At 42.2% G+C, this 17,913-nt stretch carries 14 protein-coding genes and 1 riboswitch; all 14 genes read right to left on the reverse strand.

The genetic code is table 11. From position 1 onward, the window contains the following. Positions 1 to 220 precede the first annotated feature (220 nt). Positions 221 to 1,333 (reverse strand): cysteine desulfurase family protein, encoded by a 1,113-nt coding sequence (locus ACN6MV_RS26710; protein ID WP_419885226.1) that lies wholly within the window; start codon positions 1,331 to 1,333, stop codon positions 221 to 223. 49 nt (positions 1,334 to 1,382) lie between these two features. Then, on the reverse strand, positions 1,383 to 2,420 hold the full coding sequence (gene mnmH, locus ACN6MV_RS26715; RefSeq protein WP_375103976.1) for a tRNA 2-selenouridine(34) synthase MnmH: 1,038 nt from the start codon (positions 2,418 to 2,420) through the stop codon (positions 1,383 to 1,385). A 56-nt stretch (positions 2,421 to 2,476) separates the two neighbouring features. Next, positions 2,477 to 3,538, reverse strand: a complete 1,062-nt coding sequence (gene selD / locus ACN6MV_RS26720; RefSeq protein ID WP_375103977.1) for a selenide, water dikinase SelD — start codon at positions 3,536 to 3,538, stop codon at positions 2,477 to 2,479. 368 nt (positions 3,539 to 3,906) lie between these two features. After that, positions 3,907 to 4,716 (reverse strand): alpha/beta fold hydrolase, encoded by an 810-nt coding sequence (locus ACN6MV_RS26725; RefSeq protein WP_076121243.1) that lies wholly within the window; start codon positions 4,714 to 4,716, stop codon positions 3,907 to 3,909. Between the two features lie 106 nt (positions 4,717 to 4,822). Then, positions 4,823 to 5,009, reverse strand: a riboswitch (cyclic di-AMP (ydaO/yuaA leader). A gap of 221 nt (positions 5,010 to 5,230) precedes the next feature. Further along, positions 5,231 to 5,404, reverse strand: coding sequence for a hypothetical protein (locus ACN6MV_RS26730; RefSeq protein WP_170880375.1), 174 nt, complete (start codon positions 5,402 to 5,404; stop codon positions 5,231 to 5,233). Between the two features lie 84 nt (positions 5,405 to 5,488). Then, complete coding sequence (locus ACN6MV_RS26735) at positions 5,489 to 6,283, reverse strand: Nif3-like dinuclear metal center hexameric protein (protein ID WP_419885227.1); 795 nt, start codon at positions 6,281 to 6,283, stop codon at positions 5,489 to 5,491. A 104-nt stretch (positions 6,284 to 6,387) separates the two neighbouring features. Further along, entirely contained in the window at positions 6,388 to 7,407 is a 1,020-nt protein-coding gene (locus ACN6MV_RS26740) for an endo-1,4-beta-xylanase (RefSeq protein WP_042130959.1), read from the reverse strand. Positions 7,408 to 7,449: 42 nt separating this feature from the next. Next, complete coding sequence (locus ACN6MV_RS26745; protein ID WP_419885228.1) at positions 7,450 to 8,985, reverse strand: glycoside hydrolase family 43 protein; 1,536 nt, start codon at positions 8,983 to 8,985, stop codon at positions 7,450 to 7,452. A gap of 47 nt (positions 8,986 to 9,032) precedes the next feature. Further along, positions 9,033 to 9,935 (reverse strand): carbohydrate ABC transporter permease, encoded by a 903-nt coding sequence (locus tag ACN6MV_RS26750; protein ID WP_419886819.1) that lies wholly within the window; start codon positions 9,933 to 9,935, stop codon positions 9,033 to 9,035. A gap of 59 nt (positions 9,936 to 9,994) precedes the next feature. Beyond that, the gene (locus ACN6MV_RS26755) at positions 9,995 to 10,966 is read right to left on the reverse strand and encodes an ABC transporter permease (protein ID WP_042130961.1); all 972 of its coding nucleotides are present in this window, start codon (positions 10,964 to 10,966) and stop codon (positions 9,995 to 9,997) included. A gap of 84 nt (positions 10,967 to 11,050) precedes the next feature. Beyond that, positions 11,051 to 12,754: a sugar ABC transporter substrate-binding protein gene (locus tag ACN6MV_RS26760; protein WP_042130962.1), complete on the reverse strand. Its 1,704-nt coding sequence runs from the start codon at positions 12,752 to 12,754 to the stop codon at positions 11,051 to 11,053. A gap of 115 nt (positions 12,755 to 12,869) precedes the next feature. Further along, a complete protein-coding gene (locus ACN6MV_RS26765; protein WP_042130963.1) occupies positions 12,870 to 14,408 on the reverse strand; it encodes a response regulator in 1,539 nt (512 codons plus the stop codon). Positions 14,409 to 14,423: 15 nt separating this feature from the next. Continuing rightward, positions 14,424 to 16,229 carry a sensor histidine kinase gene (locus ACN6MV_RS26770; RefSeq protein WP_375103979.1) on the reverse strand — a complete coding sequence of 602 codons (1,806 nt, stop codon included), beginning with the start codon at positions 16,227 to 16,229 and terminating at the stop codon, positions 14,424 to 14,426. Positions 16,230 to 16,254: 25 nt separating this feature from the next. Continuing rightward, positions 16,255 to 17,787, reverse strand: coding sequence for a response regulator transcription factor (locus ACN6MV_RS26775; protein ID WP_419885229.1), 1,533 nt, complete (start codon positions 17,785 to 17,787; stop codon positions 16,255 to 16,257). Positions 17,788 to 17,913: the final 126 nt, after the last annotated feature.

Below are 17,913 nucleotides of genomic sequence, written 5' to 3' on the forward strand. Positions count from 1 at the left end.
ACAAAAGCATCTGCCCTCCCTGCTAAAGGAGTGACAGATGCTTTTGTTGTAATATGCGATTGCAATTTCTTAATCTTTCGGACCGGAGAGACGCTATTGAGCAAAACAGGAGGTCAACTTCATCTTTTTTGTGCAACTAAGAGCGCCTGAGTCCTATAACAGTCTATTCCCCGGGAATCATACTAGGCCGTCATCAGCTACTCAATCTCTGACAATCTACTCACAGCAAATACTCTTTCAACTTACCGATAACCTCATCGATCTCTGCCATAGTTGTATACCGTCCCACACTAAAACGAACTGCTCCCTGCCCGATACTTGGTGAGACATTCATTGCCTTTAGAACAGGCGAGATCAATGTTTCTCCAGAATGACAAGCTGAGCCTGTTGAGGCAGCCACATCTTCTAGCGAAGCAATCACTTCATGACCCACCGCTCCAAGAAAACTAACGTTAAGCGTGTTAGGCAATCGCTTATCCCTATGACCGTTCAGGTGAATCTTATCGCCAAAAGCCTCCTGTAATCTGTCATAGAAATAATCTGCAACTTCTTTTACACGCGCTCTGGAGGTGGAGTCTGAAGCAAGCTCACAGGCTTTTCCTAATCCAATAATATATGGTGTGTTCTCGGTACCTGCTCGTCTACCATTTTCATGCCCCGCTCCGTGAATTAAAGGTTCGATGTGAATGCCCTCTCGGATGTACAATGCTCCAATCCCTTTTGGCGCATACAATTTATGACCTGCCAGCGTTAGAAAATCCACCCCTAGCTCAGCCACATCGAGCACTACTTTTCCAGCGGACTGCGAAGCATCGGTATGTACAAGAACACCACGTTCGTGGCAGGCCTCAGCTATTTCTTTGATCGGCTGGATCGTTCCCGTTTCGTTGTTAGAATGCATAATGGAGACTAGTATGGTTTGGTCGGTAAGCTGCTTTTTCACATCGTCTACTTGTACCATTCCATACGAGTCAACAGGTACATAAGTAATCGTATAGCCCAACTGCTCCAGATACTGACACGGTTTAATGACAGCAGGATGCTCCACAGCAGACACAATCATATGATTGCCTTTATGTCGATACGTTTGAGCGACGCCCTTGATGACGGTATTATTCGATTCGCTGCCCCCGCTTGTAAAAAGCACCTCACCCGGCGCGCAATTCAGGAAATTAGCCACCTGCGTTCTTCCTTGCTCGATTCCGAGTTTAGCTTCTTGCCCCAAAAAATGACTGCTTGAAGGATTGCCAAAATGACCATAAAGATACGGAATCATAGCCTCTGCGACTTCCTTATCTACAGGTGTTGTAGCATTATAGTCTAAATAGATCATTTGTTACGCTGTGCCTCCTCTAGCCCCTCATCCTTACGATTCCTAAAGCTTATACTTCCTGATTTTTCAAAAAAGAGCGCACCGCTGTCTCAGCTTCATCCAAATTATTCACCTTAAACGTAACTCTCTCAACGCCTTCATACTGAGTGGACGTATAATCGTATCTAGGATCATAATAGTATTCTAGCAAAAGCGCTACAGCCTCTCCGAACAAATCAGCTTGCAAGCATCGCTCGATTTCTGCGGCAACGGGGATATGAATTCGGGATTTAATACTCCGAAAAGCTGAAATACACTGCTCCTTGTATGCTTCTGGTCGGTAGTCCTCAAGGATTTGCTGCACCCTAGCTTGCAATGGCATCTCAATCCAAATCTGTGTTCCGATCTCTTTCTGCTCCGCCATGAATGGGGGCATGACGATTTTCCCGATTTTTTTACTCTCCGCTTCAAACAGTACATAAGAAGAATCCCCAAGCTTAATTAATTCCTCCAAAAGAAGACTATCGAACGTTTTCTGATTATTTGCATGAAGTCCGATCTCTCCAAAGATAGAACCCCGGTGACCCGCCATCCCCTCCAAATCCAGAACAGGATAACCTTGTGCTTTCAGGCGGTGCAGTAGGTTTGTTTTGCCTGTACCCGTATTTCCGTGAATTACATAAGGCTTTGCCTTGAATTCATAAGTCTCCAGTTCGTCGAGTACCCATTTACGGTAAGCTTTATAGCCGCCAATCAGCCGGTAAGCGTGAATATCCATTAAAGAAAGTACGGTTGCCGTAGTACGGCTGCGCATACCTCCTCTCCAGCAGAATACAGCTTTGTCCCCTTGAATCGCTGCGAATTCTTTGACAAAGGTAGGCAGCTTCGCCGCAGCAATCTCCAAACCGCGTTCTTTCGCCGCCTGCACACTAGACTGTTTATACAAAGTGCCTACTTCAGCCCGTTCCTCATCATCAAAAAAAGGAATGTTCAGACTATCCGGTAATGTCGAATCTTTATATTCAGAAGGAGATCGAACGTCGATCACAGTGATCTGCTTCTTATTTTTTAGCATTCTTAATTCTTCCAGTGTAATATCCTGAAACAATGCACTCTCTCCTCTGGTGGCTAACTTCTTAGATTGCCTCTAAGCTGACTCTATCATTATTGCGCAGCTATTACCGTAATCTGACCCGGATGTTCTTCTGTTACTTCTCCGATCAATGCCGCTTCTACACCTGCAGCTACCAGCTCTTGTAGCAAGGCTTCACTTTGTTCAGGAGCAACAGAAATCAACAATCCGCCAGAAGTTACAGCATCACACAGAATATAACGGCTTAATTGGTCCATCTCTTCCGGATAAAGAATGCTGCCCTCCAAATGGGCAAAGTTATTCTTAGTTCCACCTGGAACAAATCCCTGCTCCGCCAGATCTCTTACTCTTGGCAGCATTGGTACATCGCCTTGACGAATAATCAGTCCGTGGTTACTTCCCTTAGCCATTTCCGAGGCATGTCCCAACAGCCCAAATCCAGTAACATCCGTACAAGCGTGCACATCATACGGCTCCATGATTTCAGCCGCTTTTTTATTCAATGTAGACATCACTGTGGTGAGGCGTGTGGTTTCTTCTGGTGATAGTTGATCCTTCTTAATAGAAGTTGTTAAGATGCCCACACCGATAGGTTTCGTTAGTATCAGCTTATCCCCCACCTGCGCGCCTGCATTCGTTCTTACTTTGTCCGGATGCACCAGCCCCGTAACAGCCAATCCGAATTTAGGCTCTTTATCGTCGATAGAATGTCCACCTACAAGCGTCGCTCCTGCTTCCTGCACCTTGTCCGCTGCACCGCGCAAAATGTCACCGAGAATGCTTTTATCCAGAACAGAGATAGGAAAAGCTACAATATTAAGCACTGTAAGCGGCTTACCACCCATAGCATAAATGTCACTTAACGCATTGGCTGCTGCAATTTGCCCAAAGGAATAAGGGTCGTCCACGATCGGTGTGAAAAAATCAACAGTTTGCACTAACGCGAGTTCATCGCTTAAACGATACACGCCTGCATCATCACTAGTATCCAAACCTACAAGTAGATCCGGATTAGGAACGGTTGGTGGCAGACTGCGAATAACCTGCATGAGATCGGCGGGACCGATTTTGCAGCCGCAGCCTCCTTTTGAAGATAATGAAGTCAATTTTATAGTTTCGGCTTGAGACATCATGACTCAGCTCCTTTAGATAGTTAATATCGAATATCTTTAATCTTACATCAGTAGACAGCAATGTACAAAATGCATAGCTACCGATTGGATTTCATTATTCTGTTCTTTGAGAAGTGCTATGAGTGGTATTCTTTCGATTAATAGTATGCTAAAGGCTGGCTCATTCGTAGATTTCGCTACTTTGGGCCAGCCTTTAGTTCGATACTCTGTACTTTAGGGAGGTTTTCCCTAAAATACTATACAAAAGAACGTCCCGCAGCCAGTTCATACTCCCAGCTATAGAACGCCCTCATTTCTTGCTTAAACGTTAGCCGACCATTAAGACTCTGAAGAGGTTTATGCAATCTAAGGTGCTTTCTCCACTAGGATCAACTGATCTGCTGAGCATCCTGATGTTTCTCCAAAAAACGCTGAAGAATAGCATTAAATTTCTCCGGCTGACACAGATTACTAGGATCTAATGCGTTAGGAATGATCGCTAACTGAGCATGCGGCAGCTGAGACACCATATCCTTCATACAGTTGACTCCAAATTCACTAAAGTCACCGACTATACATAACGCGGGACGGTTAAAAGATTTTAAGCATCTAGTGTAATCCACATGACTAGTAGCCAGCCTTTGGCGATACAATTCCCGCGGACGTTTGTCGAGAAGTCCTCTTCTAATCTCGTTATAGGCCAGGTTCCAGCGTTCGCGATACATCATACGAATCGAAGGCAGTACAAGCTCACTAGGAGCGTAATACATTAACCAACTACAATATGCAGCCATAAGCTGAATTTTACCTACTATTGTTGATGCATGACTTCTACAAAAGCTATCGGCAACAACAATCGCCTTTACCCGTTCCGGGTATTGTTTCGCAATATGTTGAACGACGAGCCCCCCATAGGCGCTCCCGACAAAAACCGCCTCACGAATGCCCAAATCATTCAATAGCATAATTATATCTAGGCATTGCGTTTCAATAATCTCGTTTGGAGCCTGCAGCAATTCACCTGATTTGCCATTCCCCCGTAAATCGCACAGAATCACTTTATATTTATCAGAAAAATACTCTAATTGTGGTTTAAACATGCTATGTGTTAATCCATGTCCATGGATAAACACAACCGGAGTCCCTGTTCCAATGATTTCGTAATAGAGCGAAGTTCCATTCAGTTTAGCAATAGGCAAAATTAACACCTCTTTCACAGGTAGGTTCTATATCTATATGTGCTTATAAACGCAGCAAAAAACCACAGAGGGATTCTCTGTGGCTATTCATCATCAAATACGCCATTCATCCTCTCTCCATACGCTTACGAGGTTAGCTGTCGGATTCGGGCAGTGAGAGTTGCCCTACCTGTATGGATGCACTATTCAGCATCTGTAACAGGATTCACCCCATAACTAGTACCGACTGTCATATCGATTTCCAGTTGTTGGTTCCCCCGCTTTCCTTAACGGAAATTAAGCGGACTTCTTATGTAATTGTCAGTTATGTGATGAATCATACTCCGTGTAAGGTTTCTTGTAAAGTTGAGCCCTGGGCAAAATAATGATGAAAGCCATGCTTTTCATTTCATATTGAGCATACTCTTCGTTTTCTCTTTCTATTGCTCTTGTTTACTCGGTTTATTAAGAAAAAGCCGAGCGGTCATCAGAGATCAATCCCTGAACCACTCGGCTTCTTTATACAATCATTCGGCTACAACAGATCGGCGTTTTTCAATGCATGCTCCCAGCTCGGAAAAAAGAACAGCGCACTTCTCATAAGATCAGGATCGCTTTGCTTCACTTGTTTTTTACTGATCGAGCTTCCGTCAGTTTGAAGCTTTTTGATACGACTTAACACTTCATCAGCCTCCAAAGGAATTTCCATTGAAACACTCCTCTCTCAGTGACCTGGTTTCCAATCATTTTCTCCATAATATGCAAATTTATTCTTCATTTCGATTTATAAGGATTAAACCAGCTGATAGATCGGTTGTTCTGCAATAAAATAAGTAGGAATCGTTGGGTATTTCTCTGCCAAAACTTCAGCTAAATATTTCATTCCCGGGGCTTCACTCTCCGCATGACCTAACATAATCAGCGCATTCGATCTACCTTGATGTACTGCATCCCTCACATATTCCGGAGTTTCCCACTCTGGCCCTTCGCCAGCAATCAGTAAATCAAGATTGTGCTGATTAAAAAGAGGGATAGCCATTGTCCCGCCTCCTCTGTAACCCACTGATATCCCCACATGTCTGCATACCTGGGATAGGTCACCGGCAACACGTACATAGGGGATTCCTAGTTTTCTTTTTATGTACTGAGCCGCTTCACTTACTGTCATGGCAGGAATCGTTAGGATTGTAGCAGCGGGTTGCTGCTCATTCACATAAGCTGACCACTCAAGCTCTCGCAGCAAGCCGACCATGATCCCATCCGGTTTATGACGATGACAATAATCATGATAACGAAAAATAGCCATTTCAGAACGTTTGATCAAACTCAGTTTCGTGAGATAAACAGCGTCATCCTTTAACCACTCACTTGTATCATGGTGACTGTAATACACACCTTCATGTGTGATCAGCAAATTGGCGTTCATAGCCATCGCTCGTTCCACAACATATTGCGTAGCGCAAAATGCTGTAACTATCCCTGTAACCACCGTTTCTGGATTTCCTGGCTTAAGTGTATCCACAGTCCCCTCTATCTGTTCCTCAGTTCCCATTAAATCTTCCAGTATTGTTCTTATCGTAATGTTCACCGTAACCCTCCCTTTGAGTTTCATTCTTCTGATCTACAAACAAATAACCCGCCCTTATTTAATATAAGGACGGGTTATTTTACTACTTGAGCAGCTTACCCGCTCTATAATTTTGGGGCAGAGCCGATAATACGGTGAAAGGCTGGCTTCGGATGATGCTCTTCATCGAATAAGAAGGGCCAGTTCTTCCGGCCACGAACAGGGAAATCATCTAGCCAGGTATAGTCATCCGCTGCTCCCCAGAACGTGACTGAACTAATCACGTCGCGGTATTCTCTCAGCAGTGCGAACATCGCTTCATATCGATCTGCTTGAAGTTCGAGCAGATCAGCAGGTACTGTCTTTAAGTCCATTCGTTTGTCTTCAAAACGGAACATGGATACATCCAGCTCAGTCAATTGAAGCTGAAGTCCTAACGAGGCATATTTCTCAATCGCAGCACGAATATCATCAAGATTCGGATCGTATAGATTCCAGTGTGCCTGCAATCCGACGCCATGGATCGGCACCTCTTGATCCAATAGCGACTTCACCAGTTCATAGATTTTGTCACGCTTTAAGGGATGGGATTCATTATAGTCATTGTAGAATAATAATGCCTTAGGATCAGCTTCATGGGCGAATTCAAACGCTTTAGCTATAAAATCCGGGCCAACAATGTCGAGCCACTTCGAATGGCGAAGAAGCTCTTCTCCTTCATCGGCAATAACTTCATTCACAACATCCCAAGCATAAATATCTTCCTTATAACGTCCTACAACGGTTTGAATATGTGATTTGACTCGTGCAAGCAAAATCTCTCTGCTTACAGGTCCTCCGTTCTTATCCTCAAACAACCAATCCGTAGTCTGATTGTGCCAGACCAAGGTATGTCCGCGCATCGCCATCTTATGTTTTCGGGCGAAGGCAACTAGCTGGTCTGCTGCCCTAAAGTTATAAATATCCTCAAGTGGATGTAGACTTTCAAATTTCATCTCATTCTCAGCAGTTATACTGTTGAAATGATAAGCAAGCAAGTGCTCCTGTGATTGTATCGTAAATGGGTTGACCGCTGCGCCAATCTTGAAATCCTCCGAGAACACTGTCTTTAGTGCAGGCTCTGAGTAATCGCTAGCTTGTCTCATCAATTTCCCTCCCTACAAAAGCGTACATATTTAGCATTCTACTCATGATGATCGATAGTCGAACCAATCAAAGTAAGCAGGAACCCCCGCCACTTTGCCATGTCCTGTCGCATATAAGCCAACAAGAACACCGGTAAATCCGTTTCCTTTGACAGCTTGAGGGGATAATGGATAGGCTAGAGCCCTAGATAGCTCGATCCATTCCTGACCATCCAAAGAATAAAGTAAAGTGTATTCCGTTAGCTCCGCCCGAATTTTCAGATATAAACACCCAGCAATGGTTGGAATCTCTGCAGCCACATGTGTTGTTCCATCAACAGTTAAATAAGCTGTAATCACTCTATGTCCATTTCTTTGCGATAGTGCAATTTCATAATGTGCATTCTCGTCCAATCTAGCACAGAGTCCAGCCTCTTCACCGTCCACGGTAGGGTTAAAATCCAGTAATGTACTCCATTCAGCTGAAGTATGCTGCTGTCTTCTGCCTATAAAGGCTACCTGACCCACTTCATTAAGGTCTTTCGATTGCCCTCGAAGAGCTAGAAAACCCGGACGTTGGCTTAGTGACCAGCTTCCCTCTGCCGGATTCCGCAGAAAGGATAATCCCAATGGCAATACAGGGTCATCAAAATCATATCTTCCGCTAGTCTCAGGTTTTGGCGAATGACCCGGTACACGCGGAACCTTCATCTCCAGCCCGACAGTGTCCTCATTATTATCGATCATAGGCCAGCCGTCATCATCCCAGCTTACAGGAGCAAGGAAGGTCTCTCTCCCTAGGACAGTATATTTTGAATCTACTAGTCTGACACCTAGGAATACAGCCCACCAATCCCCATTACGATCCTCAATCAGATCAGCATGTCCTAGATACTGAATGGGACTATCAGTCCCGCGATGGGTCAATATCGGTTGCTCTAATCTTTCAAAAGGACCGTAAGGGGAGGAAGAACGACCGATAATTTCTCGGTGTTCCTTTGCCGTGCCGCCTGAAGCAGACATGATATAATACATTCCGTTAATTTTGTACAAATGTGGTCCTTCCGTCCAAGGTCCACCATCCCCAGTCCAGATGACAACAGGTTCTGTTAATGCTGCTCCTGTAGCAATGTCTATCTCATATTGAATAGCGTGGGAATCATAATCTGCTCCCTGCTGGGTAGTTACATATACCTTTCCATCCTCATCAAACATTAGGGAAGGGTCAATTCCTCCATAAGGAATACTAATCGGGTCTGACCACGGACCCGCTGGGTCCGTAGCCGTAACATAGAAATTCCCCTTCCCGTGTATTTCGGTCGTTATCATGTAAAACGTTCCTTCATGATACCGGATCGTTGGTGCAAATATACCTCCAGAGCTTTTGCTCTTACGTGTATCTAGCTGACTTTCACGATTGAGCACATGACCAATTTGTGTCCAATGAATTAAGTCCTGGCTGTGAAAGATAGGTACCCCAGGAAAATATTCGAAGGAGCTACAAACCAAATAGAAGTCGTCTCCAGCCCGTGTAATACTCGGATCTGGATAAAAGCCTGGAAGTATTGGATTTGTGTATGTGATTAGGGATTGGTTCATAGTTTAACAAACAACCTTCCTATACCTTAATAGTGATTGTAAGCTGCTTATTCCTTCACGCTTCCCACGTTCATTCCAACTACAAAATGCTTCTGCATGAATGGATACACTAGCAAAATTGGAACGGAGGCAACGATAGTAACTGCTGCACGAATGGACTTTGGAGTAACCATTGATCCTGCTGACTCCGCAGTCACCCCTTGACCGTTAGCTACACTTGCGTTACTGTTCGCATTCATACTAGATTGTATTAGTTTCATTAATTCATACTGCAATGTGCTGAGGTGCTGGCGGGAAGAGGTGTAGATAAAAGCATCAAACCATGCGTTCCATGCACCTACTGCAACAAAGAGGGCGATGGTAGCAAGAACAGGTTTACATAAAGGGAAGACTACTTTCATAAAGATTTTGAACTCCCCGGCACCGTCAATTCTCGCGGATTCCATAAGGCTTTCATGCAAGCTACCAATATAAGTACGAATAACGATCATATTAAATGCACTTAGCATGGACGGTATTATATATACCCAAAACGAGTTGAGCAGATGAAGCTCCTTAATAAGGAAATAGTTTGGTATCAGACCCGCATTAAAATACATGGTAAGGACGAAAATAATGGTAATCGGTTTGCGGAAAACATATTCTTTCCGGCTTAAAGCATAAGCAAGCATTGTGGTTAGGAATAGATTCAGGACCGTAGATAACAGTGTTCGTGCTACCGAAATCCAAAAAGCAGGAATAATGGTACCTGAGGCAAAAACAGCTTTATAGTTTTGTATGGTCCACTCTCTAGGCAACAGATAAATGCCGCCACGGATCGTATCGTTCCCCGCATTCAATGAAACTGCTATAGTATTTAAAAAAGGATATAAGGTAACTATAACTATACACACCATAAATACAGTATTAAAGGTACCGAACAATACTGGTTCAAGACCTATATTTCTCATGCGTCTTCCGACATTACTTTTTGGAGATTTCTGAGGTATTAATTGAGTTTTCTCCATGATTATAACAGCCTCTCTTCCCCTAGCCGCGTCGAGGTCCAGTTAGCTAATAGCAGCAACGTTACACTTACGACTGTTTTAAATATACCACCTGCAGTGGCTAAGGAATAATTCCCTTGCCCAATTCCGTATTTCAATACAAATATATCTATCGTATCCGACCAGTCTGCAGTAAGACCGTTCCCTAACAAGAACGGAACCTCAAATCCGACATCCAGTACATGTCCTATGGACATGATCATCAGGATTACAATGGTTGGTTTAATTCCAGGTAATGTTACATTGAACATTTTTCTGTACCGGTTTGCCCCATCGATCTCAGCAGCCTCATATAAAGCTGGATCTATAGAAGCAATAGCAGCCAAGTAGATGATTGTACCCCATCCCACCTCTTTCCAGACGGTTGAAGCACCCACAATACCCCAGAAATATTTTCCTTCACTGAGCCAAAGGATTGGTGAGTCAATAAGATTTAATTTCATGAGTAAGATGTTGATAATCCCGTCGTTACCAACCGAAAGGGAGACACCTACAATCCCTGTTACAATGATCCAAGAGAGAAAGTGCGGCAAGTAGGATATAGTCTGCACGGTTCTTTTCCAAAATACATTTTTGATTTCATTAAGAAGTAAGGCTAATCCTATCGCAGTAATAAATCCTAGAATGAAATTAATTAAACCCATTGCCAATGTATTTCTAAATACCCTTAGAAAGGTATCGTCCGTAAATATTGCCTTGAAGTGCTTCAAGCCAACCCACGTTTGTTCGCCAAATGCCTTAGCTGGTTTATAATCCTGAAAAGCCATGGTCCATCCCCAAACAGGTACGTACGCAAATAGTACAATATAAAGTAGCAATGGAACGGACATCCAAATTAGTTGATTCTGATTCTTAATCAAAGACCAAGTAATAGGTTGCTTCTTTTTTCTTTTAGGATGCCGCTTTACTGTTTTTCCCGTTAAGGTCTCATCCATATAGTCTTCTCCCCACATCATCCATATATTTCAGAAAGTGGTTGGCTAATAAGCCACCACTTTCTGATTTTAAGCAAACTTAAATTATTTTACACTCCAAGTATCAAATCTCCATTTAAGCTGTTCGTTGATTCTATCTTCGTAGGCTTTGATATCCGCTTTATGAAGTTCTCCAACAAATTCAGTCCAAACTTTATCGAAATCGGAAGGGCTAGCCAAGATTGCTTTTGGCAGGTACTTGGTTTTAACTTCTCCCATCTTCGTATCAGCAATTTTTGCTGGAGAATTTTCAACTAGATCTATCGACCAAGCTGGGTAAGCCACTGGGTTCGGTCCAGGCTTACTGAAGAAATCTACATAACTGTCGAATCCATATGCGTCAAGGACTTCCTTGTCATACGCTTCCAACCCTGCTTTATATTCTTCCGGTTGGGCTGCCGCATCCGTTGAGTTACCGTCTGCAAAGTATCCTTGCATTTTAGGAGCAGTAGCATACCAAGCTTCTGCTTTGTTACTTAGCTTCCATGTTGCATCAACTGCGTTGTCCCGTTGTTCTTGGGTTCTTATAAAGCGACCGTCTTCCACTTGATAATCTTCGCCTTCAATCCCCCAAGTGAGGGTTTTTTGCCAATCTTCTTGAATTAATGTGTCCATAAGTTTAAGGATTCTCACTGGATCCTTAGCATTGACAGTGATCCCGAATCCATTATTCAAGTTAAGAGCAGGGCGATCCAGATAATAATCTTTGGTGTTAGTATCATATACAAGAGGCAAACCTACATAAGTGCTCATATCTTTCCCTTGTGTTTTGAGTGAATCTTCTGCTTTCTGGAAGTTCCAGTGCTGATCAAACATTCCCAGTACGGCTCCGCTAGACAATTTAGCTAAATATTGGTCATAATCCATTACAAATGCTTCTTTGTCAATAATACCCAACGCATTCATATCATTAAGCTTTTTATAGTACTGCTTAGCATAGTCTTTATCCGCAAAGATTTCTGCTACGTTATCCTTAACTACTACTCCGCCATCATTAGGATGCCCGATCAGATGCTGAGGAGCGTTGAACAATCCCCAGTTTCTCCAGTCTTTGTTATGAATCTCAAACCCAATTGTTGGTTGACCATCAATGGTTGGATTTTTCTCTTTATATTTCACGATAAGATCGAAATACTCGTCCAAAGTTTTAACGGTTGGATAACCGGCATCTTTAAGTACGGCTTTCTGAATCCAGAAAGCTGGGCCCGAGTAATAAGTTGTATTCATCTCACCGTTATACGCACCATAGTTTGGAAGTGTATAAATGTGTCCATCATTTGGATCCTTCATCATGTTCCAGTAAGCTGCGTAATGCGCTTTCAAATTCGGAGCGTGTTCTTCAATCAAGTCCTCAAGAGGAATAAATGCGCCTGCTGCCGTCAGTTGGGTATTAGAACTCATCAGATCCGGATAATCCGAACCGGCAATCATAACACCAAGCTTCTGTTTAAGATCTCCTGCCAAGAATTCGAAACTGAATGATGCACCTGTTTTTTCTTTGATCATCTTGTAAATTTTGTTATCTGGTGTGGGTTGCTGACCTGCTTCTCCAAGAAAGATACTAACTTCAAAAGGCTCTACCTTCTTGTCATCGGTTCCAGCTGCAGTTGCAGCTGTTGTTTCTGCTGGTTTGTTTTCCCCCTTAGCAGTATTACCGCTGTTATTTCCACCGCACCCTGCTAGAGCAAAACTTAGGGATAACACAGCAATCAGACTAAGTTTGAACTTTGATATTGACTTGCCCCCCATAAAGCACCTCCATATTTTGTTGGTGAAACCATATTGTAAGCCCTTACAAGTTAAATTATAGAGGTGATGATGCCATTGATAATACGCCAGAACTAAAGGTATACCCCCAAAAAGTTTAGGTATTCGCATGTTTAAATTCATTAGGGCTCATCTTCATCTTTTTTTCAAATTGTTTGAGAAACTGACTGTAATTGGAATATCCTACTTTCTCGGCGATCTCACTGTTTTTGAGCTTATTGTGTTGAAGTAAACGTGCAGATTCCTTAATCCGGAGGTCATGCAACTGCTCATTAAAATGAATGCCATTCTTCTTGATCAATAATTGTCCCAGATACACTGGATGCAGGAAGAATACCTCCGACAGCTTTTTAATTGTAAGATTTTCGTGATAATGCGCTTCAATATAGTTGTTGATTTCCTGTACAATCCCCTGTGATTTTTGGCTTTGTTCTTTTAGAAGAATATCAATACTTGCCTCACCACATGATAAAAGATTACGCATTAAATCGTTCAACTTCATCATCGAGTCCCGCATTTCGGGGATTGTTATTTGGGTTAACAGGGAGGATACTTGAACTTCACTAGCTTTCGAAGTAAACTCAACGATCTTATACATAATATGAATAACGATCTTCTTCACAACCTCAGGAGCAATGCGCATCTCACGAAAACTGCGAGAGGCTAAGCCCACAGCTTGTTTAAAGCCTTTTATGTCCAGTGTGTTAATGGGTCTCATTAAGTCATCCATCAGTTGAATTTGATCATAGTGATAGCTGAACTGACTATCTTTGGTTCCTTGATAGGTCAAGAATCCTGAATGATCCGAATTATAAAAATAATACATTAGCGCTTCTTTCGCCGTTCGGTAGCTATTCGCTATTTGAAGCAAAGAGCCCACGCTATCCCCTACTGCAATATACATGGCTTGCTTAGGGTGTTCATTCAGCAAGGGAGCTACTGCATGATATATTGCAGCACCCTCATCAGACTCCGAAGGATAGCCGTATACGATTCCAAAGCAATAAGCCTCCAGATCGATCAGAAACATCGATTCCGTATTCGTTAGGAGAGCTACTGCTTTCTCTCTGATTTCCGTATACATCGTTGGGTCTGTCTGTAGTAAACAAATATTCCAAAGGCTTTTGTCTTCCGATAGACGTGTAAGTACTGTAAAGTCTGACTTATCTTCTGCCTTCTCATTCAATATGCTCTTAAGAAGAGAGACAACCTCCTCTGAGTTTGCCATTTGATTTAAGCTTCGCTTCTGAGTTTCCTGTTCTAATTCCCGATATATCTCCTTCAATTCTTCTGACGCCTCTTCTTCGAATAGCGGCTTCATCAGATAATGGTTAATGCCATAACGTATAGCTGTCTTAGCATATTCAAACTCACTATAACCGCTTAGTATGGCAAACTTAATCGGTTTAGTCTCCTCTTGCTGCCAGGCGGAAACCATTTCCAGACCATTCATTAGCGGCATATTTACATCGGTAATGACAAGATCCGGCAGTAGCTGCTTTATTAACTGTAAGCCCTCTTTGCCATTACTGGAGGTTCCACATACTTCAAAGCCAAGCGCCTGCCAGTCTATCCATAGCTGCATCCCCTCAAGAGCACTAGGCTCATCATCGATCAACAATACTTTGTATTTCATAGGCTCCCTCACCTTCTAGCTATTTTTTCGTTCCAGGAGCTTTAGCGGAATGCCAAACGTGACAACGGTCCCTTCATTTGGGACACTGCTGATTTCAAAGCGAACCTGATCTTCATAATATAGCTCCAGTCTGCGATACACGTTGCGGATTCCGATATTCGTTCCTGAGGAGGCTTCTTCATTTTGAACATTAAATAAAATTTCTTTAAGCTGGCTTGGTTCGATCCCTTTACCGTTATCTGAAATCGTAACTTGCAAACGACTATCCTCGATTTCCGTCTTTACTTTAATGATACCGAGTCCTTCTATGGCCTGCAGACCATGCTTACAGGAATTTTCTACTAACGGCTGCATGCTTAGCTTTGGAATTTTATATTGCAGCGACTGCTCATCGATCTCAAATTGATAGTCAAATTTATCTCTGAACCGGAATTTTTCTATTTTCAGATACATCTCAATGAACGTCATTTCTTCTTCCAATGTAACGAGATCTTCTTTCCAGCTAAGTAGTCTTCTGAGCAACTTGGATAAACTCTTAATGATGTCTGTAACGTCCGAATAATTATTTTTGGTACAGACCACTAAAATGGCATTTAAAGTATTGAAGAGAAAATGGGGATTCATCTGACTTTGCAAAAAATTCAGTTCAGCCCTTACTCTTTCCATCTCCAGGTTATTCTTTTGAATCTCTAGTTTGTATACGTCGTTAATTAGAGAATTAATTTTAGTGGTCATTCTATTAAAGTTGTGAATCAAGTCACCAATCTCATCTTGTCCTTCATCGATTTGAATAAGATCGAATTTCTCATTCGTTACTTTCTGCATATGCCTAGACAACCGTTTCACCCGATAATTGTAGGATCTTAACATCACATATAAAAAGGCGGTTGTGAGCAAGGTGACAATGGACGCCAAAATACCCGCATAAATTCGAATCTCCAGAATCGCCTGAGCAATACGCTCCCCCTGCGTAACCCCTATAATTCGCCAGCTTTTTATATAACTAGCTCCGCCAACGGGTACAATATGTATGTCTTCCTTGCGCTCATCATCCTGAAGCTCGAATACAGGATAAGGATCCTTCGCACCTCTCTGATAACCGCTCTGAGCAGACATAATGATTTCATCCTGCCCGTTAACCAGGTAAAGACTCAAATAATCCTTTTCTCTAATTATAATGTCATATATTTTACTGAGATCCAGGTCAATTCTAAGCAGCTTCTCATAGGTATTTAGTGAGCTGTATACATCCATTCGTTCAATTACACTTAAATAGGGGGCATTAGAAGCCACATTAGGCGCTGCGCTCATTTGATAAGCAGCAAGAAACATATGTTTATTCGCAGTACTGAACTGCTTATACCACTCACTTTCCCTTACCTTGTCCGTGATGACCTGATAGTTACTACCAGAAAAAATGGAGTCATTATTCGTAAATACAGTAATTCGTTCAAGCTGATTGTTAACTGGCATATAACTGTTCATCCGATCTCGAAGTTGTTCGTCGAAGGTGTCATAAAATTCGATCAAGCTCCCATACCTCCGCTCTAGCAATTCATACAGATTCTTATCGGAGGACAGCGTATAGCTAACTGCTACTCCACCCTCAATGAAATCCTGAATATCCTTTCTGGCCCTCTCTAAAGAGATTTCTAAGTTTTGCTGTTCTCTGGATTTGATCAAATCGGAAATCCGATCCAAAAAAACAAGGTTGATAATAATGATAGGGAGAAGCACACCTATAATATAAATGAGGGAAAATTTATAGTTCAGTGGAATGTCATTGACTACTTTTCTAAATCTGAATTTTTTTCTCTCCATACGAAACACCTTGCTTCCCTTAGAGCTATTGGTTTTTATTTTCTTTTTTATAGACGGATGGGACTACCCCTACAATCAGCTTGAACTTGTCTATAAAATAGTCTGTATTTGAAAATCCCACCTGCACCGCAATATCCGATATTTTCAGCTGCGTTCGCTTAAGCAGACTTTTGGCTTCCTCAATCCTTTTGGCATTTAAATATTCACTAAAGCCCTGACCCGTTTGTTTCCTGAAAAGCTGTCCCAAATAGGTAGAATTGATATGAAATTGCCGTGCTAAATCCTGAAGCTTCAATTTATTCCGAAATTCACGATCCACATACTGAATCACCTTGTAAATCGTATTTTGTTCATTCTGCTGCTCTAATTCAGATAAATAGACCGTCGCCAGCATAGAAAGACTTTGAACATAGCGGCTTAATGCAAAATAATCATTTAACTCCCCTAAATTTCCATATTCTTGCTGAATCTTTATCATCATCGTATCTGGAGTACCATTCATTTGGGCTATAAGTGTACAAATTGTAAGCTCCAAATGAGCCACTTGGGCTTGCACGATTTCAATCGTCAATAGATTCTCTACGAAAACAGCAAACGTTTCTTTTACACATGGCTGTATCTGTTCTATATCGTTTGCCAGGACCTTATCCAGCAGCAGTTTGAAGTGATCCTCATGGTGTTCATTCTTCTTTAAAGCCCTAAGCTCACAATAATAAAAAACCCCCTTCTTCTGCTGATGTGTCTTGCGTTTCCATACATCAAGCGCCTGCATATAAATTTCTCGAATCGAACACACGCCTACCCCCCTAGTGCTAATCGCCAGGAGTACCGGCTCATGTGATTGTTCAGCAAAATCCGAACGAATCTGGTTGACGATAGCATCCAGACTCTCATTCCCAATAGAAGCAGACTCAAGAATAATCCCTGTTCTTCCCGATCGATCTTGAAAGAAATGTATACTTTCCTGAGGAAAGTAGTCGACAGTTCGTGGAAGAAATGGATTCAAAGATGTGGCTGGTTCGATAAGAATACACATTAATTCTGCATTCGCTTGAAGCTTCAACGTGCTCTGGGTTAGAAGCTCTAAATTTTCGTTGCACTCACCTTGAATTAGACGGTTGATAATATTGTTTACGATAAAAAATTGCTTCTTATCAAGCTCTTCATTGGAAGCGATTTCATTTCGAATCATAGGCGTAATCCTGCTTAATAATGACTCTATTTCTTCATCATCAATAGGCTTTAATAAATAGTCGTTCACTCGTTGTTGCAATGCCGTGTGTGCATATTTAAAATCATTATATCCGGTCAATACCACAAATTTTGGAGGCTTAGGCATCAATTCATTCAGCTTTGTGATAAGCTCGAGACCATTAATAACCGGCATATTAATGTCCGTTAAGACCAATTCCGGTTTATATTCTTGAATAAGTCTCATCGCTTCTGAACCATTACGGGCTTCCCCGCACACTTCAAAGCCGTATTTTTCCCAATCAATCATCGTTCTCAGCCCTTCAAGTACCCAGGGCTCATCATCCACGATCATAACCTTCAGCATGATGTTCGCTCCAATCTCCTTAAGATAAGGCTGTGCTTTCTTATGAAAATATATATTATGCTATCACAATTGGATATTGTTGTGATAGCATAAATTTTCCTTCTTTTGCTTGAACTAGTGCTTTTT

Origin of the sequence: Paenibacillus sp. B-A-8, assembly GCF_048572915.1 — a bacterium.
In the GTDB taxonomy this organism is placed as follows: domain Bacteria; phylum Bacillota; class Bacilli; order Paenibacillales; family Paenibacillaceae; genus Paenibacillus_AQ.